We start from the raw sequence: 23,359 nt of genomic DNA on the forward strand, positions 1-23,359 counted from the left end.
AAAATGAATTCAAATATAAAAAAATACATTCCTGCTGATGGATTAGCAGGATTAAAAGAAAACTTTAAAACAGATGCAATTTCAGGATTTATCGTTTTCTTGTTAGCATTGCCTTTAAGTTTAGGAATTGCAAAAGCGTCAGAATTTCCTCCAGTTATGGGGTTGTTAACGGCTATTATTGGTGGAGTTCTTGTGAGTTTTTTCATGGGTTCACGTTTAACAATTAAAGGGCCAGCGGCTGGTTTAATTGTAATTGTTGCAGGTTCAGTTGCCGAATTTGGGCATGGTGATAATATTTTAGGATGGAAATTAGCTCTAGGAGCAATGGTTGTTGCGGGTATCGTTCAAATTTTATTTGGGGTTTTTAAACTAGGTAAGTTAGCCGACTTTTTTCCGCTTTCTGCTATTCACGGAATGCTAGCTGCTATTGGAATTATTATTATAGCAAAGCAAATTCCTGTTTTATTAAATGATGATCCTCTTTTAGGAAAAGGAAAAGGACCAATTGAATTATTAGCGAATATTCCTAATTTTATAATGAATTTAGATCCAAAAGCTTCATTTATAGGGATTGTAAGTTTAGCCATTATGATGGGTTGGCCTTATATCAAAAACAAAAGTATTAAAATGATTCCTGCTCCATTAGTAGTTTTATTATTTGCTATTCCGTGCGAATTATTTATGCATTTTAAAGAAACAGAACCAGCTTACGCTTTAGTAAAGATTGGAAATTTTGTTGATAGTTTAGGAATGAATGCTAGTTTTGCTGGATTATCGCAAACAGGAGTTTTTATTAAATATGTTATTATGTTTGCTTTGGTTGGAACTTTAGAATCGCTTTTAACAGTAAAAGCAATAGATTTATTAGATCCTTTTAAGAGAAAATCAGATATGAATAAAGATTTAATTGCAGTTGGAATTGGAAACACTTTTGCAGCATTTTTAGGCGGAATTCCAATGATATCTGAAGTTGCTCGTTCTTCTTCAAATGTAAATAATGGTGCAAAAACGCGTTGGGCAAACTTTTTTCATGGTGTTTTTATTCTTTTATTCGTGTTGTTAGCAGCACCAATATTAGAAATGATTCCAAATGCTGCCTTAGCTGCAATGTTAATTACGGTAGGTATTAAATTGGCTCATCCAAAAGAATTTATTCATACTTTCCAAATTGGTAAAGAGCAATTAGCAATTTTCTTGGTTACTATTTTCTTTACATTATTTGAAGATTTATTAGTTGGAATTGCAGCTGGTATTGTATTAAAAATTATTATTCATTTATTTAACGGAACTCCATTAAGTTCAATGTTTAAAGCACCAACTTTAGTATCTTTTGAAGGAGATAATTATTTAGTTGAAATTGACAAAGCAGCTGTTTTTACTAATTACTTAGGAGTAAAAAGTAAATTAGATGCTATTCCTCCTGGATTTAACGTAACAATTGATTTGAAGAAAACTAAATTAGTTGATCATTCTGTGATGGAGAATTTAGAGCATTTTAAACACGATTATGAATCGCATGATAACAGTACGGTTAAAATCATCGGATTAGATGATCATAAACCGCTTTCTAGTCATCCATTATCTTCAAGAAAAGCAAAATAAGATCTTTTTATACTTAATTTAATTGGAAGCCCTCACGAAAAGGGTTTCCAATATATCTATGCGAAAAAAAATGAAAAATTTATTAAAATATACAGCCATTACAATGATAACTATTTTTAGTTTTCAATTTAGTAATGCACAAAACGAAACTATTTTAAGAGATGACACCAATACTTGGTTCACTATGTTAAATAGATTGAATATAAATTCTAAATGGAGTGTTTCAAACGAATTACATGAACGTTTAGGAGCGTTTATGAACGAACAAGGAACTTTTCTGTGGCGTCCTTCTGTAGATTTTCACGTGAATAACATGGTTGAGTTTAGTTTTGGTTATTCTCATATAAATAATAAACCAAACGATCCCAACCCAAATCCAAAAATTGGAGTAGTTGAAAATAACATTTGGGAGCAAGTTTTATTAAAACATGATATTAAAAAAGTACACTTTCAGCATCGATTTAGACAAGAAAACAGATGGTTTGATACAGTTGGTCAAAATTTAGATGGTTCTTATACAAAAATAGGTACCGATTATGGGAATAGATTTAGATACCGTTTAACAGTAAATACTACAGTAAAAAAATTAGCAAATGGAGATGAACTGTTTTTTCAAGGTTTTGATGAAATTTGGTTTTCACAGACCGATAAATTAGCTCCAAAAGCATTTAATAGAAATTGGTTGTATTTAGGTTTAGGATATAAATTTAATCCTAAAACAAATTTACAGTTAGGTTATATGAATCAATGGGACGTTTTAGGGAATAACACTTTTGTTTCAACCCCTATTATCCAAACTACATTTGTTAGAAATTTTGATTTATAATTTTTAAAGTTAGTTGTTTTTAAAAACCCCGATTTGAATTTTCAAATCGGGGTTTCTATTAGTTTGTATTTTTTACTTCGTACTTTGAATTACATCATTCCTGGCATTCCTCCGCCCATTGGCATTGCAGGACTATCTTCTTTGATGTCAATTAAAGCACATTCTGTAGTTAAAATCATTCCAGCTACAGAAGCAGCGTTTTCTAACGCTACACGAGTTACTTTTTTAGGATCTATAATTCCAGCAGCTAACATTTGAACATATTCTCCAGTTTTAGCGTTGAATCCGAAATCAGCTGTTCCCTCAGTTACTTTTGCAATTACTACAGAACCTTCTCCACCAGCATTTTCAACAATAGTTCTTAAAGGAGACTCAACTGCCTTATTGATGATTTGAATTCCTGTTGCTTCGTCTGCATTTTCAGCTTTAATGTTTGCTAAAGCTGCTTTTGCTCTAACTAAAGCAACACCTCCACCAGCGACAATTCCTTCTTCTACAGCAGCTCTTGTTGCGTGTAAAGCATCATCAACACGGTCTTTTTTCTCTTTCATTTCTACTTCCGAAGCAGCTCCTACATATAAAACAGCAACACCACCAGCTAATTTAGCTAAGCGTTCTTGTAATTTTTCTCTATCGTAGTCTGAAGTAGTAGTTTCAATTTGAGATTTTATTTGGTTGACTCTTGCTTTAATATTTTCAGCGTCACCAGAACCATTTACAATAGTTGTATTATCTTTATCAATAGTAATGTTTTCTGCTGTTCCAAGCATGTCTAAAGTAGTGTTTTCTAATGCATAGCCACTTTCTTCAGCAATTACAGTTCCTCCAGTTAAAATAGCGATGTCTTCTAACATAGCTTTTCTTCTGTCTCCAAAACCTGGTGCTTTTACAGCTGCAATTTTTAATCCTCCACGTAATTTGTTTACTACTAATGTTGCTAATGCTTGCCCGTCAACATCTTCAGCAATGATTAATAATGGTCTTCCAGATTGCGCTACTGGTTCTAAAACCGGTAACAATTCTTGTAAATTAGATATTTTTTTATCGTATAATAATACGTATGGATTACTTAACTCAGCTACCATTTTATCAGCATCGGTAACAAAATAAGGTGATAAATATCCTCTGTCAAATTGCATTCCTTCAACTACATCAACGTAAGTCTCCATTCCTTTTGCTTCTTCAACAGTGATAACTCCTTCTTTTCCAACTTTTGAAAAAGCAGTTGCAATTAAATCACCAATCGTATCATCATTGTTAGCAGAAATAGAGGCAACTTGTTTGATTTTTTCTGATGAATCGCCCACAGCTACTGATTGTTTTCCTAATTCAGCAACAATAGTTTCCACTGCTTTGTCAATTCCTCTTTTTAAATCCATTGGGTTTGCACCAGCTGCTACGTTTTTTAAACCTTCTTTAACGATAGCCTGAGCTAAAACCGTTGCAGTAGTTGTTCCGTCTCCAGCTAAGTCATTGGTTTTTGAAGCTACTTCTTTAACCATTTGAGCTCCCATATTTTCTAATGGATCTTGTAATTCGATTTCTTTTGCAACAGAAACACCGTCTTTAGTTACTGTTGGTCCACCAAATGATTTTGAAATGATTACGTTTCTTCCTTTTGGTCCTAAAGTTACTTTTACTGCATTTGCTAATGCGTCTACACCACGTTTTAATCCATCACGTGCTTCTATATCGAATTTTATATCTTTTGCCATTTTTGTATTGTTTAAATGTTTAACGTTTAAATGTTTAAAAGTTCTTTTTTAACTATTATTATAGAATAGCGTAAATTTCGTCTTCTCTCATAATCAGGTAATCTTTACCTTCATATTTGAATTCTGTTCCCGAATATTTTCCGTATAAAACTGTATCACCAACTTTAACAGTCATGGTATAATCTTTTTTACCATTTCCTACGGCTACTACAGTACCTTTTTGCGGTTTCTCTTTTGCAGTGTCTGGAATAATAATTCCTGAAGCTGTTGTAGTTTCTGCTGCTAACGGAGCAATTACTACGCGATCTGAAATAGGTTTAATGTTTAATGACATGGTTATATATTTTATTTATTAAATTATTGTTGCTTGTTGTTTTTCAGAAATTGTGCCAAATCAATTTTCTGACAATTTTTCTGTAAAAAAAATGCCAGCACTGACATGCTGGCATTTTAAATATTTTATCAATTCTTATTTTGTAGAATCTGCTGCAACTGCAGGAGTAGCTTGTTTAGCAGCCTCTGGAGTTGTAGGAACAGTTGTTGTAGGAATAGAAGACTCATCGTCTCCTAATACTTTAGATCCAGATGCAGCTCCATTAAAACTTAAGCTAGAAAGTAAAATTAATGCAATTAAAATACCGCCTAACGTCCAAGTACTTTTATCTAAAAAGTCTGTTGTTTTTTGAACTCCACCTAATTGTTGTGAACCACCAAATGAAGAAGATAAACCTCCACCTTTAGGGTTTTGAACCATAATAGCTAAGATTAATAAAAAACAAACAATTGTTATCGCAATTAAAAAACCTGTGAATCCCATAATTAATTATTATTTTGTTGTAAATTTTTGATTTCATTTATTCGGTCTGCAAAGAAACTACTTTTTTCTGGATATTTCAAAATTAATATTTCATAAGCTTGTATAGCTTTTGTATATTTTTTTTGTTCTAAATACACTTTTGCTAAAGTTTCAGTCATTAAGTGACTAGGCTCTTCGGTACTTTTGCTAATATTTGCAGGTGGTTTGGTCATTTCCTTCACCGGAGAAATTTTTGGATTGGTTTCGATAAATTTATCTATCAAAGCCAATTTTTTTTCTTTCTCAGGATCATTTTGTGTATTTTTTTCCTCAATTTCACGTTCAATTGGGCTAAACTTTGTTAATTGTAACCATTCTTGAAACGAGTGTTTTTCAGAAGGTGTAAAAGGTAGAGGTTTTCCAATATCTAATTTTTCTTCTGAAGTTTTTTCTATTGCCTCAATCTCAGCTTTTTCTCCCTCCGTAAAAATAGTTTCTATTTGAGGTGAAACTATTACTTCTTCTATATAATGCACTTCAATATCTAATAATGATTTTTGAATTTCATCTATCTTCTCTTGTTCTATTGCTGTGAAATTATCCGAAGTTATAAAATCAAATAAAATAGTCCTATCTGTTGTGTAAGCCGCTGTTTTTTTTAATTCGTAATTGTATCTAAAACTATCTTGATTGTACAATCCTTTTAAGTGCAAAGCACGAGCTGCCTGGAAATAAGGAAACTGCAAAACTACATTCTCTAAAGCAATGGTTTGCTTTTCGTTTATGGTTTCGGGCTTATTTAAAAGATATGTTAAATCGGATATGTTCATTTTCAAGTTCAATTACAACTTCAATTTCAAAATTTAAAACTGTTTAAAAATTACCATTTAGCTAACGACTCATTAAATATATCTTGTGTAATTCTTTCAAAAATTACATCTAATGCTGTTGTTAATTGCGATCCTACTAATTGTTCATTTGCATCAAAATCATAGAAAAATGAAAAACGTTTTTCAAAATCATCATCTTCACTGTTTCTATTGCTAAATCTTACATTTACCGAAATGGTTAATCTATTTTGAGCCGCTCTTTGATCTGCAGTTGCAGTCATAGGAGTAATGCGGTAATCTACGATTTCTCCTTCATAAATTAATTCTCCACCTTGAATAACTAAATTTAAATTGGTTTGACTTTGAATAATATCTTGAAGTTCTAGTGTAAAAATTCTTTCAATTCCTGGTTCAATTAAAGGCGCATTGTTTTGAAAGTAATTCACTTGAAATGTTTTAGCATTTACGGGTTTTGCACCAGTAAAGTTATAAATACCACAACTGTTAACTAAAAGAGAAATAGCAATGCTAAGAATAAGTATTAAATATCTCATTATAAATCGTATTGTTTAATTTTTCTGTACAAAGTTCTTTCCGAAATACCCAATTCATCTGCGGCAGCTCTTCTTTTACCTTTATTTCGTTCCAATGATTTTTTAATTAATTCAATTTCTTTAGCTTCTAAACTTAACGTTTCTTCTTCGTCAACGGTTTCTGCAAATAAATAATTTTCATCATCATCGTCTTCAAAATTTTCTTGAATTGGATTGTTTTTATTGGTAAGCATTTCTACTCTTGGTTCTTCTTCAAAAATAGCATTTTCTTCTGGCTTTCCGTAAATTTTCTGAATTAATCCTTTATTTGCTTCTTGCACTTTTGAACTTCCGTTTTGCATCAACTCTAGAGTCAATTTTTTCAAATCGTTCAAATCGCTTTTCATATCAAAAAGTACTTTGTATAGGATTTCTCTTTCGTTACTAAAATCACTTTCTGATTTTTTAGTTCCAATTACCGAAGGTAAATTTGCGTTTTCTTGAGGTAAATAGGAGTGAAGTGTTTGCAAAGAAATCTCACGTTTGGTTTCTAAAACTGAAATTTGCTCAGCTACATTTCGCAATTGGCGAATATTTCCGCTCCATCGGTATTTTATTAACAATTGAATGGCGTCTTCATCTAATTTAATAGGAGGCATTTTGTATTTGTGAGCAAAATCGGCAGCAAATTTTCTGAACAATAAATGAATGTCTTCTTTACGTTCACGAAGTGGTGGCAACATAATGTCAACCGTACTTAATCGATAAAATAAATCCTCACGAAATTTGCCTTTTTCAATCGCATCAAACATGTTTACATTCGTAGCCGCAACAATACGAACATTTGTTTTTTGCACTTGCGAAGAACCCACTTTAATGAATTCCCCATTTTCTAAAACACGTAACAAACGTACCTGAGTAGTTAATGGTAATTCGCCAACTTCATCTAAAAAAATAGTTCCGCCATCGGCTACTTCAAAATAACCTTCACGTGTTCCAGTTGCTCCAGTAAACGAACCTTTTTCATGACCAAAAAGTTCACTGTCAATAGTTCCTTCAGGAATGGCACCACAGTTTACTGCAATGTATTTCCCATGTTTTCTATGCGAAAGTGCGTGTATGATTTTAGGAATACTTTCTTTTCCCACACCACTTTCACCTGTTACCAATACCGAAATATCCGTTGGAGCTACCTGAATAGCTTTCTCTACGGCACGATTTAGTTTTGGGTCATTCCCAATAATTTCAAATCGTTGTTTTATAGCTTGTACTGATTCCATTTTTTTATTTTTTTGCCACGGATTAAAGGATTTTCACGGATTAATTAAAATACTAATCTTTTATGTTGTAATGATTTGTTTTGAAAATTCACTAATAATCCAATTTCTGAATCTGAAAGTTTCATATAATTCAATACTTGTGCAGTATGTTCTCCTGAAAATTCTTTTATAGATTTTACCTCTAAAACAATATCTTCATTTACTATGAAATCAGCATAAAATTTATGCGGTAATATAACTCCTTTATATTCGATTGAAAATTCTTTTTCTCTCTCAAAAGGAATATTATTTGCTTTAAATTCTATTTCTAACGCATCTTTATAAACTACTTCAAGTAATCCCGGACCAAGATTTCTATGAACTTTCATGCAAATCCCAATAATTTTAAAAGTTTCTTCTTCTCTGTAAAGTCCCATATTGAAATCCGTGTTAATCTTTTAATCCGTGGCTTATATTTTTAATTCATTATTTCAGAATAACCAACTGCTTCTCCAATTAAAGTTGCAGCGGTACAATCTGTAATTTTTACCATTACAAATTCACCTACTTTGTAATTTTCTTTTGGGAAAACCACTACCGTGTTTTGAGAATTTCTTCCGCTCCAGTGAGCATCAGAACGTTTTGATTCTTTTTCAATCAATACTTCTACTTCTTGTCCAATGAAACGTTGTGTTCTTTCTAAACCGTGTTTTTGTTGTAAATCTACAATTTCGGTTAATCTACGTTTTTTAACTTCTTCTGGAACGTCATCTTCCATTTTTCTGGCAGCTAATGTTCCTGGGCGTTCTGAATACGCAAACATAAATCCGAAATCATATTTTACATATTCCATTAAACTCAATGTATCTTGATGATCTTCTTCCTTTTCTGTTGGGAAACCTGCAATCATATCTTGTGACAATGAAATATCTGGAATAATCGAGTATATTTTATCAATCAACGCCATGTATTCTTCACGGGTGTGTTGGCGATTCATTTCTTTTAAAATTCTTGTACTTCCACTTTGAACAGGTAAGTGAATGTAATTACAAATATTATGGTGTTTCGCAATTACATGCAATACTTCTTCATGCATATCTTGTGGATTCGAAGTAGAGAATCTAAAACGCATTTTTGGAAACAACGTAGCACATTTGTCTAACAATTGCGCAAAATCCATAGCGGTTGCTTTTTGTATTTCAGTGGCTTTGTCGTAGTCTTTTTTCAAACCACCACCATACCAAAGGTAACTGTCTACATTTTGTCCTAACAACGTTACTTCTTTGAAACCTCTATCGTATAAATCTTGAATTTCGTCAATAATACTTTGTGGTTCACGACTACGCTCACGTCCTCGTGTAAACGGAACAACGCAAAACGTACACATATTATCACAACCTCTTGTAATCGAAACAAAAGCATTTACTCCGTTACTATTTAAACGAACAGGTGAAATATCACCATACGTTTCTTCTTTTGAAAGAATTACGTTGATTGCATCTCTTCCTTCTTCTACTTCTGCTAATAAATTAGGCAAATCTTTGTATGCATCGGGTCCAACCACCATGTCTACAATTTTCTCTTCTTCTAAAAACTGACTTTTCAATCGTTCTGCCATACAGCCTAAAACCCCAACTTTCATGGTTGGATTGATTTTCTTAACTGCGTTGTATTTTTCTAAACGTTTACGAATAGTTTGTTCCGCTTTATCGCGAATAGAACAAGTATTTACCAAAACTAAATCGGCATCTTCTAAGTTTTGAGTTGTATTGTATCCGTTTTCATAAAGAATAGAAGCCACAATTTCGCTGTCCGAAAAATTCATTTGGCAACCATAACTTTCTATAAAAAGTTTTTTTGTATTTCCTTCTTTTTGGTCAAGCACTAAACTCTGACCTTGTTTTTTCTCGTCAATTTCCTTTTCCATATAAAGATTTCCTTTAAGACATTCCGTACTTTCGGATTGCAAAGATAATACTAAATTATAAAATCTGACAAGATGGCAGAAAAGGTTTAACATGAAATTTTTAAATTATTTTTTCTTCCGATTCTAAGTAGCCGTTTTTCATGGATTTTACACCTATATATATAGGTGTAATTTAACCAAAATTTAGGGTAATTTGAGGTAAAAAAAAGTTCAGGATGTTAAAATTTAAAAAAAACCTATACTTTTGTCGAACAAATAAAAAGTGAAATGGCAAAGAATTTAGTAATCGTTGAGTCACCAGCAAAAGCAAAAACCATCGAAAAATTTCTAGGAAGTGAGTATCAAGTTGAGTCGAGTTATGGTCATATTGCCGACTTGCCTTCGAGAGAAATAGGGGTAGATGTAGAAAATGGCTTTAAACCCAAATATGAAGTTTCTACTGATAAAAAAGCTTTAGTGACAAAATTAAAAGGATTAGCTAAAAATGCCGAAATGGTTTGGTTGGCTTCCGATGAGGACCGTGAGGGAGAAGCAATTTCTTGGCACTTATCTGAAGAATTAAATTTAAAACCCGAAAAAACGAAGCGAATTGTTTTTCATGAGATTACAAAAACAGCCATTCAAAAAGCAATCGAAAATCCGAGAGGAATAGATTATAATTTAGTAAATGCACAACAAGCGCGTAGAGTTTTAGACAGATTAGTAGGTTACGAATTGTCCCCAGTACTTTGGAAAAAAGTAAAAGGTGGTTTGTCTGCTGGTCGTGTGCAATCGGTTTCTGTTCGTTTGATTGTAGAACGCGAAAGAGAAATTCAAGATTTTAACGCAGAAGCTTCTTATAGTATTACAGCAGAATTTACAAACGAAGCCGGGAAAATATTCAAAGCAAAATTACCTAAGAATTTCACTACTAAAAAAGAAGCAGAAGATTTCTTATCCAAAAATATTGGTTCGTCATACAAAGTTGGTCATTTAGAAACAAAACCAACAAAAAAATCACCTGCAGCTCCATTTACAACATCTACATTGCAACAAGAAGCAGCTAGAAAGTTGTATTTACCTGTTGGAATTACCATGCAAATTGCACAACGTTTATACGAAGCCGGACTTATTACTTACATGAGAACGGATAGTGTAAACTTATCACAAGAAGCAATGGCGGCAGCTCAGGCAGAAATTACAAGTTACTACGGAGTTGAATTTTCTAAACCAAGAAATTTTAATACTAAATCGAAAGGAGCTCAAGAAGCGCATGAGGCAATTCGTCCAACCGATATGTCGCGTCATACTGTAAATATTGATAGAGATCAAGCTCGATTATATGATTTAATTTGGAAAAGAACGTTAGCATCTCAAATGAGCGATGCTGAGTTAGAAAGAACTAACGTAAAAATAGAAGCGAGCAATCATTCTGAAACCTTTACTGCAACAGGAGAAGTTATTAAATTTGAAGGATTTTTAAAAGTATATTTGGAAGGTCATGATGACGATGAAGAAGAGCAAGAAGGTATGTTGCCTGCTTTAAAAGTAAATGAAAAATTAGTCAATAATAATATAACAGCTACTGAACGTTTTTCTCGCCCGCCTAGTCGTTATACAGAAGCTTCTTTGGTAAAAAAATTAGAAGAATTAGGAATCGGTCGTCCATCTACATATGCGCCAACTATTTCTACAATTATTGCTAGAACCTATGTAGAAAAAGGAAGTTTTGAAGGTCAAGAAAGAAAATACACGCAAATAGTTTTAAAAAATAGCGAAGTAAAATCACAAGTTTTAACTGAAAATGTAGGTTCGGACAAAGGAAAACTAGTTCCAACAGATATAGGAATTATCGTAAATGATTTCTTGGTGAAAAACTTCGGAACTATTTTAGATTATAATTTCACTGCGAAAGTGGAGCAAGATTTTGACGAAATCGCTGAAGGAAAAGTAGATTGGGCAAAAATGATGAATGATTTTTACCAACATTTTCATCCAAATGTAGTTGATGTTGAAAAAAATGCAGATAGAGAAAGTGGTGAAAGAATCTTAGGAGTTCATCCTGTTTCAGGAAAACAAGTTTCGGTACGCTTAGGAAAATATGGAGCTATGGCTCAGATTGGTGACATTGACGAAGAAAATAAGCAATTCGCAAGTTTACGTCAAGATCAAAATATCGGAAATATCACGTTAGAAGAAGTGTTGAATTTATTCTTACTTCCAAAGCAATTAGGTACATATAAAGGAGAAGAAATCGAAGTTAACAATGGCCGTTTTGGACCTTATGTTAAGTTTGGAACGCAATTTATCTCGTTGCCAAAAGGAGTAGATCCTATGGACGTAACCATGGAAACAGCTCAAAGTTTAATTTTAGAGAAAGAACAAGCAGATGCTCCAATTGGAATGTTTGATAATTTACCAATTCAAAAAGGTGTTGGTCGTTTTGGACCTTTCATTAAGTGGAATGGCATGTTTATCAATGTAAATAAAAAATACAATTTCGATAATTTATCTCAATCAGATTTAAATGAATTAATCGAAGAGAAACAACAAAAAGACATTGATAAAGTGCTTCATGATTGGAAAGAAGAGGGTATTAAAGTTGAAAAAGCACGTTGGGGTCGTTCTGTGATTACAAAAGGAAAAATAAAAATTGAATTGAGTAAAGATGTTGATGCTGCAAAATTAACATTAGCGCAGGTTCAAGAAATGATTGAAAAGAAAACGCCAGCTAAAAAAACAGCTGCTAAAAAAGCACCTGCAAAAAAAACAACAGCAAAAAAGAAATTGTAAATGGTGTTCGATTTTCTACAACCAATTTCTTCTGAATTAGAAGAGTTTATTCAATCTTTATCTAACCAAGCATTAGGTAAAAAAGTGGTATTTCATACTCAAACAGATTTTCCGGTTTTAGAAAATGTTTCCTTAGCTATAATTACAGTAAATGAGTATAGAGGAGCAAATAAAAGCAATAGTGAATTTTCTTTTGAGATTTTCAGAAAGAAATTCTATAGTATGTTTCCTGGAAATTGGAATACTACAATTGTAGATTTAGGTACAATTGAAGCAGGTGCTAGTATTGATGATACTTATTTTGTGGTAAAAAATTTAATGTCTGAGCTTATTAAGAAAAAAATTATTCCTATTATTGTAGGGGGAAGCCAAGATATAACCTATGCTATGTATCGTGCATATGATAATTTAGATCAAATGGTAAATTTGGTTTCGGTTGATAATCAATTTGACTTTGCCAAGGAAACAAATCTGGTTTCTAGTTCTTTTTTGTCAAAAATAATCGTTGAAGAGCCTAATAATCTTTTTAATTATAGTAACTTAGGTTTTCAAACTTATTTTAATTCGCAAGAAGAAATAGATTTGATAGAAAAATTATATTTTGAAGCGTATCGATTGGGAGAAGTTTCAAATAATATAACGGTGGCAGAACCTGTTTTTAGAGATGCAGATTTAGTTAGTATAGATATGAATTCTGTACAATCATCATATTCAGGTAATTTTGATGAGTTTAATCCAAATGGTTTCACTGGAAAAGAAATATGTGCATTGGCTCGTTACGCAGGAATTAGTGATAAAGTAACTTCGTTTGGTGTTTTTAACTTTAATACTACGAGTAATGAAGTTGTTTTAACTGCTCAAATGCTTTGGTATTTTATTGAAGGTTTTTGCTTTCGTTCAAATGAATATCCTTTTGGTACGAAAGAGCACTATATTAAGTATATTGTACCGATTGATGATGAAGAATTAGTGTTTTATAAGAGTAATAAAACAGAAAGATGGTGGATAGAAATACCATTTTTAACAAATGTTAACAATAAATTAAAAAGAAATACGTTATTACCTTGCATGCATGAAGATTATTTAGCAGCTTGCGAGCAGGAAATTCCAGAAAGATGGTGGAAAGCCCAAAGAAGGAATATTGCTTAAAGCCGTTATTTTTCAAACTGTTAAAGCATTGTTAAAACAGGTAGAGCCTTAAATTTCATTTTTTTTTTAAACGTTTTTAAGAAAAATGTTGTTTTTTTCAAAATTATTGAATAGGTTTACGCCCTTAAATAGAAATTACATTTAACCCAAGTTTATATGAAGAAGTTTGTTGCATTTTCAGCAATTTTGTCATTATTTATCAGTTGTGGTAAAGGCGATAAAGGAGAATTAGTAGGAGTTAAAGGGAGGAAATGGCATCCCGAGAAACCTTACGGAATGACGTTAATCCCAGGAGGCGCTTTTACAATGGGTAAAGCTGATGATGATTTAGCTAATATTCAAGACGCACCTACTAAGACAGTTACGGTTCGTTCATTTTATATGGATGAAACTGAAATTACGAATAGCGAATACCGTCAGTTTGTTGAATGGGTAAAAGATTCAACAATCAGAACTCGTTTGGCTATACTTGCAGATGAGCAAGGAAAAAAACCAGGAGATGGTAGTATTGGTGATTTTGGATTTGCAGATGTTGATCCTGCAAAGATGACACCGTACGACAAGTACATGTATGAGAATTATTACAGTGTTGGTGCTGATGATGATATCTATGCAGGTAGAAAATTAAATAAAAAGATTAAGGTTATCAAAGAGCCAAGTAAGTATCCAGATGAATTTTATGTGGAAGTTATGGATTCTATGTATTTACCTGAATCTGAGTCGTATAATGGTTTAAAAACTGTTGATGCGTCTAAATTAAAATTCAAATACAACCAAGTTGATTTGAATAAAGCTGTAAAGAAAAAGGGACGTAAAAACTTTTATGAAGATGCTCCGCCTATTGAGATCTATCCTGATACAACAGCTTGGATAAAAGATTTTGCTTATTCATATAATGAGCCAATGCATAATGATTATTTTTGGCATCAAGCTTACGGGGAATATCCAGTTGTTGGGGTTTCTTGGAATCAAGCAAAAGCATTTTGTGCTTGGAGAACTATGTATAAAAATGCATACATCAAAAAGAAAAAAGGTAGAGATCAAGTAAATTCATTCCGTTTGCCAACTGAGGCTGAATGGGAATATGCTGCTAGAGGTGGTCTTGAAGGAGGTACTTATCCTTGGGGTGGTCCTTATGCTAAAAATGACAGAGGTTGTTTTATGGCTAACTTTAAACCAAACCGTGGAGATTATGCTGCTGATGGAGCATTATATACTGTAGAAGCTAAGTCGTACGAACCTAATGACTATAACTTATACAATATGGCAGGAAACGTTTCTGAGTGGACAGAGTCTTCTTACTATGCAGAAGCATATGAGTTTGTTTCAACTATGAATCCTCATGTTGCAGATAAGAAAAACCAAAGAAAAGTAGTTCGTGGTGGTTCTTGGAAAGACGTTGCTTATTTCTTACAAGTTTCTACTCGTGATTATGAATATGCAGATTCTGCAAGAAGTTACATCGGTTTCAGAACAGTACAAGATTACATGGGTACTGCAGCTACAGGAAACAGACCTAAATAGTATTTAACCAATTTTATATAATTAACTTAACTAACTAAATTTTATTTATTATGGCAATTTTAAGCAAAAAAGTGATGGGATTCCTTTACGGAATGGGAGCGGCAGTAGTAATCGTTGGAGCATTATTCAAATTAATGCACTGGCCAGGTGCAGGACCAATGCTTGTAATTGGATTATTAACTGAAGCAGCAATTTTCGCATTGTCTGCATTTGAACCAGTAGAGCACGAATTAGATTGGTCTTTAGTTTACCCTGAATTAGCAGGTGGTGAAGCTAAAGCTAAAGATAAAAAAGAAAACCCAGCTGATGCTCAAGGTTTATTATCTCAAAAATTAGATACTATGTTGAAAGAAGCTAAAATTGATGGTGAATTAATGGCAAGCTTAGGAAACAGTATCAAAAACTTCGAAGGAGCTGCAAAATCAATTTCTCCAACAGTTGATGCAATGTCTGGACAAAAGAAATATGCTGAAGAAATGTCTACAGCAGCTGCTCAAATGGAAGCTTTAAATGGATTATACAAATTACAATTAGACAGCGCTTCTAGAAATGCTACTGCAAATCAAGAAATTGCTGATAACGCTGCTAAATTAAAAGAGCAAATGCAGTCAATGACTTCTAATATTGCATCTTTAAATGCAGTTTATGGAGGAATGCTTACTGCTATGAGCAACAGAGGATAATTAGTTTTATCATTAAATATTTATTAATTAAAACTAATTTAAAGTAAAATGGCAGGAGGAAAATTAACCCCTAGACAGAAGATGATTAACCTAATGTACTTGGTTTTCATCGCAATGTTGGCATTAAACATGTCAAAAGAAGTATTATCAGCTTTTGGATTAATGAACGAAAAATTTGAAGTTATTAATTCAGATGCAAAAGAATCAAATGCTGCAATTTTTGACCAATTGAAGTCTAAAGCAGAAGATGCTCCAGCTCAATTTAAAGGTCCTTATGATATCGCTGTTAAAGTTAAACCTTTAACTGATGAGATGTTTAAATTTATTGAAACAATAAAAACTGATATTAATAAGTCTTTTCCTTTAGAAGAAAGTGGAGCTAATAAAGGTAAATTACCTTATGAAGCAATGGACAAAAGTACTATTGATGAAGTTTGGTTTCAAGGTGATGGATATTCGCCAAAAGGAAAAGAGATTACAGGTAAAATTGATGCTTTCAGAAATAACGTAAAAGCTGTTTTTGGTAATGATGTTAAATATAAAGTTTTCTTAGAAAAATTTGAAAAAACATTCAATACTAATGATGTTATTGATGGTGAAGGTGTTAAAAAGAAATATTTAGATTACCATTTTAAAGGCTTTCCAGCAATTGCTACTGTGTCTAAATTAACAGCTATGCAAAATGATGTTAAAAAAGCAGAACAAGATATTTATAACTTGTTATTAGGTAATACAATGGAAGCTGCTATTTCTATGAAAAAATACAAAGCTATTGTAGTTTTTGATAAAAATGTTGTTTTTCAAGGAGAAGAAGTAACAGGAAGAGTTGTTTTAGGTAAATATGATGATACTACTGTTCCTACTGATTTTAAAGTTAATGGTGCTACTTCTAAAATCGAAAATGGTCAAGCAGTTTTCAAAACTGTTGGTGGTGCTGTTGGAGAAAAAGATATTAAAGGGCAATTTGTGTTTACTGAAGATGGTAAACCTGTGCCTATCGAATTTGAAGGACAATATGTTGTGGTTCCTAAACCAAACCAAGCTATTATCTCTGCAGATAAAATGAATGTTGTTTATCGTGGTGTACCTAACCCAATTTCTGTTTCGGTTCCTGGTATTTCTTCAGACAAAGTAAAAGCAAGTGCTCCGGGTATGTCAGCTGGTCCTAAGCCAGGACAGTATTTACTTAAAGCTGGTTCAGGAAGTGAAGTTACAATTAATGTTACAGCAACTTTACCTGATGGAAAATCTTTTACAAGTAAACAAGCTTTCCGTATTAAAGGTTTACCTGCACCTACTGGAAAAGTTGGAGGTTCTGAAAAAAATCAAGGGCCTAAAAGTAATTTAGAAGTTTGTACTATTACAGCTGTTATGGAAGATTTTGATTTCCCAGTAACGGTTAATGTTACACAATTTAACGTTAAAGTACCTGGTCAACCTACAGTAGTTGTTAGAGGAAATAAAATGGATGCTAAAGCTAAATCTGTTATTTCTAAAGCAAGTAGAGGTGATGTAGTTGTTATTTCTGAAATAAAAGCTAGTTTTGTGGGTATTGACCAAATGGCTAAAAAAGTTTCAATTTGTACTTACGAAATACAATAATTTAAATTAATTTGAGTTTATATTGTAAACCAAATAAAAAATGAATAAAATGAATTGGAGAAATAGTATTGCAATTTTAGTATTAGTTTTAAGTACTACTACTTTTGCTCAATCAAACTTATTAAATGCGAAGACTCCCGATCAAATCGGTAAAAAGACGGAAGCTGAATTAAGTGCGGATAACGACAAACCACTTCCATATGGTTATGTACATGATAGAGATATCTTAATGGGTAAGCGTATTTGGGAATATATTGATCTTGATGAAAGAGTAAATTTTCCTTTATATTTCCCTGTTGAAGGTGATGTTATGAGTTCTCCTGAGAGAAGGCCTCTTTATAACGTTTTAATTAATGGTATAAGAGAAGGGAAAATTACCGAAGTATATGATTCTAGTTATTTTACTACTAAGAAAACATTAGAAGATATAGAATCATCATTGTTTACAATTGATACAACTGATGCTGGTGCTGAAAGAGTTAATGAAGATATCGAAGCTTATAGAAAAGGCGATAAGAAATTAGATGCCGAATTCATTAGAAAAACTGAATTAGATGCTATAGATGTTAATGCGTATAAAATAGTTGGATATTGGTATTTTGACAAAAGACAAGGCGAATTAAAATATCGATTGTTGGGTATATCACCTGTTATAATTGATGTTTTCTCTAAGAAAGATAGTGCTGCTGAGCCTGAGTATAATGAACTTTTTTGGGTTTATTTCCCTTCAGCTAGAGATGTTCTTCATGAAGCAACTGCTTTCAATAATAGAAATTCAGCAATGCCTTTTACATTTGACCATATGTTAAATGCTCGTCGTTTCAGTGGAATGATTTATTTAGAAGAGAATGTTTACGGAGATCGTAAAATTGCTGACTATATGAAAGAAAACGCTCAAATGCAATTATTAGAATCTGATCGTGTAAAAGAGAAGATTCGTGACTTTGAACAAGATATGTGGAATTATTAATAGTATTTCTCCAATTTCATTTAAAAAACTCTTACCATTTGGTAAGAGTTTTTTAATTTTACACCATGATAGATTATATTATTATTGGTAACGGTCTTGCAGGTATTTCATTTTCCGAAATTGCCCTTAATGCAAATAAGAAAATTTTAGTTTTTGATAATAATTCTCAACCTTCTTCTCGTGTAGCGGGTGGTTTATATAATCCAGTTGTTTTAAAACGATTTAGTGAAGTATGGAAAGCTAAAGAACAAATTGATTTTGCATTTCCATTATATCATCATATACAAAAAAAACTAAATGTAACTTTTGATTTTGAACTTCCAATTCTTAGAAAATTATATTCTATCGAAGAACAAAATAATTGGTTTCAAGCAGTCGATAAACCTAATTTATCTCCTTTTTTAGATGCAACTTTAGTTAAAAAAGTGTTTTCTAATATCGATTCTCCTTTTCACTACGGTAAAGTTAATCACACAGGTTATTTAAATATTTCAGTTTTAATTGAAGCGTATTCTAAATATTTACAATCTATTAATTGTTTCTCAAATGATACATTTGATTATAAAGCTATTGAGTTTTTTGACGATCATATTCTTTATAAAAATATTAAAGTAAAAAATATCATTTTCGCTGAAGGTTTTGGATTACATGCTAATCCTTATTTTAATGATTTACCTTTAGATGGAACAAAAGGTGAATTATTAATCATAAAATCTCCTAATTTAGATCTAGATGTAGTAATTAAATCTAGTGTTTTTATTCTTCCAATTGGAAATGATTTATATAAAGTGGGTGCTACTTATGATTGGTCTGATAAATCGAATACACCAACAGAAGCTGGTAAAGATGAACTTATAAGTAAGCTAAAAGAAATTATTTCATGTGATTTTGAAATAGTAAATCATTTTGCAGGAGTTCGTCCTACAGTAAAAGATAGGAGACCATTGGTAGGAACACATCCTACTTATAAGCAAATACATGTTTTAAATGGATTAGGAACTCGTGGTGTAATGCTTGGACCTTATTTGGCAAATCAATTATTTCAACATATAGAAAATAATGATCCGTTAGAAAAAGAAATTGATATTATAAGATGCTATAAAAAAAAGTAGATTATCATGCAGAACTTGTTTCAATATCTATATTAGTTTATAAATAAGATTAAACAAGTTCAGCTTAACAAATGGGTTTTTTATCTTAGTGTTGGTTTTTTTTCGCCTTTGTGTTCTTTCCAATCTTTGTCATAACTTAGAAACATATTAATCCAAATATTTCGAGAAAGTCTCATAATTACGGGCATAAAAACGATTAAAGTTGCTATTATTACAATAAAATTATTTACCAAACTTTTTTCTCCTATAAAGAAATAAGTAATAATAAATGCAGCGACTCCAAATGCAATTCCAAGCGCATAACTGACATACATGGCGCCATAAAAAAAAGACGGCTCCATTTTATATTTGGTTCCACAATGGCTGCAATTCTCATGCATTTTGTAAACATTAAGAACATTATACGGATTTTTGTCTAAATACATGCTTTCTTCATGACAAGTTGGACAACTTCCTGTTAAAATACTATTTAATATGGATCCTTTTTTTAACATTTGCAAAATAATTTACACAAATGTACAATAACAAATTTTTACTTGTGTAACAATTATTACAAATATCAATTTGTTTACTGAATTTTGAGTTTAATTAATTAGTAACTTTTTAAACCCATAAACTCTTAAACATTTAAACTAAATAAATGCTAAACATACATAATTTATCGGTTTCATTTGGTGGAACTTATCTTTTTGAAGAAGTAACTTTTAGATTAGGTTCTGGAGATAGAGTAGGACTTGTTGGAAAAAACGGTGCAGGAAAATCAACAATGTTGAAAATGCTTGCTGGCGATTTTAAACCCGATAGTGGAACTATTGCAACTGAAAAAGAAGTAAAAATGGGATTTCTTCGTCAAGATATCGATTTTGAAGAAGGAAGAACCGTTTTAGAAGAAGCGTATCAAGCTTTTTCTGAAATTAAACGTGCTGAATTTCGAATTGATGAAATCAATCACCAATTAGCTACAAGAACAGATTATGAAAGTCAAGAATATTCTGATTTAATTGAAGAGTTAGGCGATGTAACACATCATTATGAAGTGCTAGGTGGTTATAATTATGTAGGAGATACCGAAAAAATTCTTTTAGGTTTAGGTTTTAAACGTGAAGATTTTGATAATTTAACGAATACTTTTTCTGGCGGATGGCGTATGCGTATAGAACTAGCTAAATTATTACTACAATCTAATGATATTTTGCTTTTAGATGAGCCTACCAATCACCTGGATATAGAAAGTATCATTTGGTTAGAAGGTTTTTTACGTAATTTTTCAGGAGTAGTTGTTATTGTTTCTCACGATAAAATGTTTTTAGATAACGTAACCAACCGTACAATTGAAATTTCTTTAGGTAAAGCCTACGATTTCAATAAACCGTATTCTGAATATTTAGTGTTGCGTCAGGAAATTCGCGAAAAGCAATTGGCAACACAAAAAAATCAAGCCAAAAAAATCGAGGAAACTGAAAAGTTAATCGAGAAATTTCGTGCTAAAGCTTCAAAAGCATCAATGGCGCAATCGCTGATTAAAAAATTAGATAAAGTAGAACGAATTGAAGTCGATGAAGACGATAATTCGGTTATGAATATTTCATTTCCAGTTTCTCAAACACCAGGGCGAGTTGTCGTAGAAGCAGAACATGTTACAAAATCCTACGGAGAAAAAGTTATCTTAAAAGACATTTCACTTTTAGTAGAACGTGGCAGTAAAGTTGCTTTCGTTGGTCAAAACGGTCAAGGAAAATCAACTTTTATGAAAGCAATCGTAAACGAGTTTGAGTACGAAGGTTCAATAAAACTGGGTCACAATGTGCAATTAGGTTACTTTGCTCAAAATCAGGCAGAATATTTAGATGGCGAAATTACACTTTTACAAACCATGGAAGACGCGGCTACTGATACCAATCGTTCAAAAGTGCGCGATATGTTAGGTTCTTTTTTATTTCGTGGTGATGATGTAGAGAAAAAAGTAAAAGTACTTTCGGGTGGCGAACGAAATCGTTTAGCGTTATGTAAATTACTTTTGCAGCCTATAAACGTTTTGGTAATGGACGAACCAACCAATCACTTAGATATTAAGTCTAAAAACGTTTTAAAAGCTGCTTTAAAGCAATTTGAAGGAACTTTGTTATTGGTTTCTCACGACCGTGATTTCTTGCAAGGAATGTCTAATTTAGTGTACGAATTTAAAGACCAAAAAATTAGAGAATATTTGGGTGATATAAACTTCTTCTTAGAACAAAAAAACGCAATGAATATGCGAGAAATTGAAAAGAAAGAGGTTACTAATTCTAATGTCAAGGTGGATAAAGCAATAAAAAACATTTCATACGAAGACCAAAAGAAAGCCAAATCATTACAAAATAGATTAAGCAAAATTGAAAGTCAAATACAACAATTAGAAAAGGAAATTCAGCTCGATGATAAAGCTTTATCTTCAAATTTTGATAAACATATAGAAGATGCTACTTTTTTTGCTGCATACGAGAAAAAGAAAAAAGATTTAGAGCAGCTATTACAAGATTGGGAAAATGTTCAATTAGAAATAGAAGTATTAAATAGTTAAATACAATATAGTATAGTAACACAATTTAAAAGTAAAAGGGTAATCGCAATAATTATAACGATTGTTGCGATTTTCTTATTTTTAATAAATTTTAGGTAATACATCTTTATTTTATTTAATGTAAATATAGCGGTGAATAGCTAATCATCAAATACGGCATTTGACGTATTTTGTGTCCTTTATCAATTATTTTTTTGTAAGCCTAATCCAGCTATTCGTTTCAATTTTTTGAAAACAAAATATTTTTGTAGGCTATAAAAAGAGCTTTCGTTGGTCGCTTTTTTAAAGCAACAAAAATAAATTTTCTTTAACAAAAAGATTTCCACTATTATCTGGGGCAAGCTTGCAGTGGTGTAAAGGTGTTTTTGCGTACTATTTTTCAATATTTTTGATAGTATCAATATAAATTTATAGGTCAAAAGAAATCTGTGGAAAGTCTTGTTCAATTTTTAGTATTTTACTTTTCAAATGAGTCAAGAATTTTTCATGACTTTCCGTCTCCGGATTAAAAGGACGATGCGCTAAACCTTTTTGAATCGTTTCTATTTCTTTCATCATCTTAAAACTAGCTGAAGCAACTGAATTAGAGCAAAAACTATCCCAAATGTAATTTATAGCAGTTTGGTTAGGGTGCAACATATCTTCCGCATAAAAACGATAATCACGTAATTCGTCCATCATAATTTCGTAGGCAGGGAAATAGGTGTTGTATGATGGGTTATGGGTGATTGTTGATAGCTTGTTGTTTTTTTGATTAGTTGTTGTCAGTTCGAGCGAAGTCGAGATTTTTTGATTTAAAACAGAATGTATTGCAGCAATTAAATGTGCTTTACTTAATGTGTTTTCTATAAAACCATCTTTTATATGTCGCACAGGCGAAACCGTAAAAATGAATTTGCAGTTTGGATTAACCGTTTTTACTAAAGAAATAATGGTTGCTAAACTTTCTTCTATTTCAGGAACTAAAAGTAATTCTTTCACAAACTGTTTCTGAGACACTTTATGGCAATTAGCCACAATTTCGTTGCTGTTAATGTACCGATACACCCACGACGTTCCTAATGTGATGATGATGTGAGTTGAATCGTTTAATTGTTTATTTGTTGAATGGATTAATTCGTTTATAGTCTTTAGAAAAATTTCTTTGTTCGGATTCGATAATTCAGAATGTACTTCAAAGCAATGCCATAAATCGTTATGAAAAAAAATATCAGCTTCGGTAAAATAATTTTTTTGTACGCTTCTTTCAATAATTTTAGCCAAAGAAACCGGATTAAAAATAATTCCAAACGGATTTATAGCAGTTTGAAATTTATAATATTCAAATTTTTCTCCCATATTTTCAGCAAAACAAGATCCTAATAAAACAATTTTAGAATGATAATCAATTTCGATTTCATTTTTATGAAGAGGTACTTGAGTTCTGAATTGCATAAATTATATTAATTTCTTCAAAATTAAGAATTTTAATTTCAAAATATTTATGTTTTAAGGCAACT

At 31.9% G+C, this 23,359-nt stretch carries 20 protein-coding genes; 10 read left to right on the forward strand and 10 right to left on the reverse strand.

Translation table 11 applies throughout. The features are described from left to right. Positions 1–3: 3 nt before the first annotated feature. Together GFJ99_RS03535 and GFJ99_RS03540 are read left to right on the forward strand one after the other, a co-directional pair. Complete coding sequence (locus GFJ99_RS03535) at positions 4–1,602, forward strand: SulP family inorganic anion transporter (protein WP_153207548.1); 1,599 nt, start codon at positions 4–6, stop codon at positions 1,600–1,602. Positions 1,603–1,672: 70 nt separating this feature from the next. Then, on the forward strand, positions 1,673–2,428 hold the full coding sequence (locus GFJ99_RS03540; protein WP_162523909.1) for a DUF2490 domain-containing protein: 756 nt from the start codon (positions 1,673–1,675) through the stop codon (positions 2,426–2,428). 89 nt (positions 2,429–2,517) lie between these two features. Here the strand turns inward: GFJ99_RS03540 and groL are convergent, their stop codons facing one another. The 8 genes from groL to miaB all read right to left on the reverse strand — a co-directional run bounded on the left by groL (position 2,518) and on the right by miaB (position 9,488). Continuing rightward, a complete protein-coding gene (groL, locus tag GFJ99_RS03545; protein WP_008256448.1) occupies positions 2,518–4,143 on the reverse strand; it encodes a chaperonin GroEL in 1,626 nt (541 codons plus the stop codon). 58 nt (positions 4,144–4,201) lie between these two features. Further along, positions 4,202–4,477: a co-chaperone GroES gene (gene groES / locus GFJ99_RS03550; protein WP_008256449.1), complete on the reverse strand. Its 276-nt coding sequence runs from the start codon at positions 4,475–4,477 to the stop codon at positions 4,202–4,204. Between the two features lie 135 nt (positions 4,478–4,612). Next, positions 4,613–4,960, reverse strand: coding sequence for a preprotein translocase subunit SecG (gene secG / locus GFJ99_RS03555; RefSeq protein ID WP_008256450.1), 348 nt, complete (start codon positions 4,958–4,960; stop codon positions 4,613–4,615). Positions 4,961–4,962: 2 nt separating this feature from the next. Continuing rightward, positions 4,963–5,769 (reverse strand): tetratricopeptide repeat protein, encoded by an 807-nt coding sequence (locus GFJ99_RS03560; protein ID WP_153207550.1) that lies wholly within the window; start codon positions 5,767–5,769, stop codon positions 4,963–4,965. 50 nt (positions 5,770–5,819) lie between these two features. Continuing rightward, complete coding sequence (locus tag GFJ99_RS03565; RefSeq protein WP_153207551.1) at positions 5,820–6,323, reverse strand: LptE family protein; 504 nt, start codon at positions 6,321–6,323, stop codon at positions 5,820–5,822. Beyond that, entirely contained in the window at positions 6,323–7,582 is a 1,260-nt protein-coding gene (locus tag GFJ99_RS03570) for a sigma-54-dependent Fis family transcriptional regulator (RefSeq protein WP_153207552.1), read from the reverse strand. The genes GFJ99_RS03565 and GFJ99_RS03570 overlap by 1 nt, the downstream gene beginning before the upstream one ends. A gap of 44 nt (positions 7,583–7,626) precedes the next feature. Continuing rightward, positions 7,627–7,998 (reverse strand): GxxExxY protein, encoded by a 372-nt coding sequence (locus GFJ99_RS03575; RefSeq protein WP_153207553.1) that lies wholly within the window; start codon positions 7,996–7,998, stop codon positions 7,627–7,629. 41 nt (positions 7,999–8,039) lie between these two features. After that, positions 8,040–9,488, reverse strand: a complete 1,449-nt coding sequence (miaB, locus tag GFJ99_RS03580; protein WP_153207554.1) for a tRNA (N6-isopentenyl adenosine(37)-C2)-methylthiotransferase MiaB — start codon at positions 9,486–9,488, stop codon at positions 8,040–8,042. Positions 9,489–9,755: 267 nt separating this feature from the next. Between miaB and topA the strand changes: the two genes are divergently transcribed. The 7 genes from topA to GFJ99_RS03615 all read left to right on the forward strand — a co-directional run bounded on the left by topA (position 9,756) and on the right by GFJ99_RS03615 (position 19,300). Continuing rightward, on the forward strand, positions 9,756–12,260 hold the full coding sequence (topA, locus tag GFJ99_RS03585; RefSeq protein WP_153207555.1) for a type I DNA topoisomerase: 2,505 nt from the start codon (positions 9,756–9,758) through the stop codon (positions 12,258–12,260). Further along, complete coding sequence (locus GFJ99_RS03590) at positions 12,261–13,409, forward strand: formimidoylglutamase (protein WP_153207556.1); 1,149 nt, start codon at positions 12,261–12,263, stop codon at positions 13,407–13,409. It abuts the gene before it with no gap. Positions 13,410–13,565: 156 nt separating this feature from the next. Next, positions 13,566–14,933, forward strand: a complete 1,368-nt coding sequence (gene gldK / locus GFJ99_RS03595; protein ID WP_153207557.1) for a gliding motility lipoprotein GldK — start codon at positions 13,566–13,568, stop codon at positions 14,931–14,933. Between the two features lie 50 nt (positions 14,934–14,983). Next, entirely contained in the window at positions 14,984–15,616 is a 633-nt protein-coding gene (gene gldL, locus GFJ99_RS03600; RefSeq protein ID WP_153207558.1) for a gliding motility protein GldL, read from the forward strand. A gap of 48 nt (positions 15,617–15,664) precedes the next feature. After that, positions 15,665–17,218 (forward strand): gliding motility protein GldM, encoded by a 1,554-nt coding sequence (gldM, locus tag GFJ99_RS03605; protein ID WP_153207559.1) that lies wholly within the window; start codon positions 15,665–15,667, stop codon positions 17,216–17,218. Positions 17,219–17,267: 49 nt separating this feature from the next. Beyond that, positions 17,268–18,188: a gliding motility protein GldN gene (gene gldN, locus GFJ99_RS03610; protein WP_162523910.1), complete on the forward strand. Its 921-nt coding sequence runs from the start codon at positions 17,268–17,270 to the stop codon at positions 18,186–18,188. Positions 18,189–18,253: 65 nt separating this feature from the next. Next, positions 18,254–19,300, forward strand: coding sequence for an FAD-binding oxidoreductase (locus GFJ99_RS03615; protein ID WP_153207561.1), 1,047 nt, complete (start codon positions 18,254–18,256; stop codon positions 19,298–19,300). A gap of 80 nt (positions 19,301–19,380) precedes the next feature. On the opposite strand, the gene GFJ99_RS03620 is transcribed toward GFJ99_RS03615, so the two are convergent. Further along, positions 19,381–19,794 carry a DUF983 domain-containing protein gene (locus GFJ99_RS03620; protein ID WP_008256467.1) on the reverse strand — a complete coding sequence of 138 codons (414 nt, stop codon included), beginning with the start codon at positions 19,792–19,794 and terminating at the stop codon, positions 19,381–19,383. 146 nt (positions 19,795–19,940) lie between these two features. Here GFJ99_RS03620 and GFJ99_RS03625 point away from each other — a divergent pair, with 146 nt between their 5' ends. Beyond that, complete coding sequence (locus GFJ99_RS03625) at positions 19,941–21,860, forward strand: ATP-binding cassette domain-containing protein (RefSeq protein WP_153207562.1); 1,920 nt, start codon at positions 19,941–19,943, stop codon at positions 21,858–21,860. A gap of 408 nt (positions 21,861–22,268) precedes the next feature. Here GFJ99_RS03625 and GFJ99_RS03630 read toward each other — a convergent pair whose 3' ends face one another. After that, on the reverse strand, positions 22,269–23,294 hold the full coding sequence (locus GFJ99_RS03630) for a GSCFA domain-containing protein (RefSeq protein ID WP_153207563.1): 1,026 nt from the start codon (positions 23,292–23,294) through the stop codon (positions 22,269–22,271). Positions 23,295–23,359: the final 65 nt, after the last annotated feature.

The sequence above is a fragment of the Flavobacterium sp. LMO6 genome, assembly GCF_009495795.1.
Lineage (GTDB): Bacteria > Bacteroidota > Bacteroidia > Flavobacteriales > Flavobacteriaceae > Flavobacterium.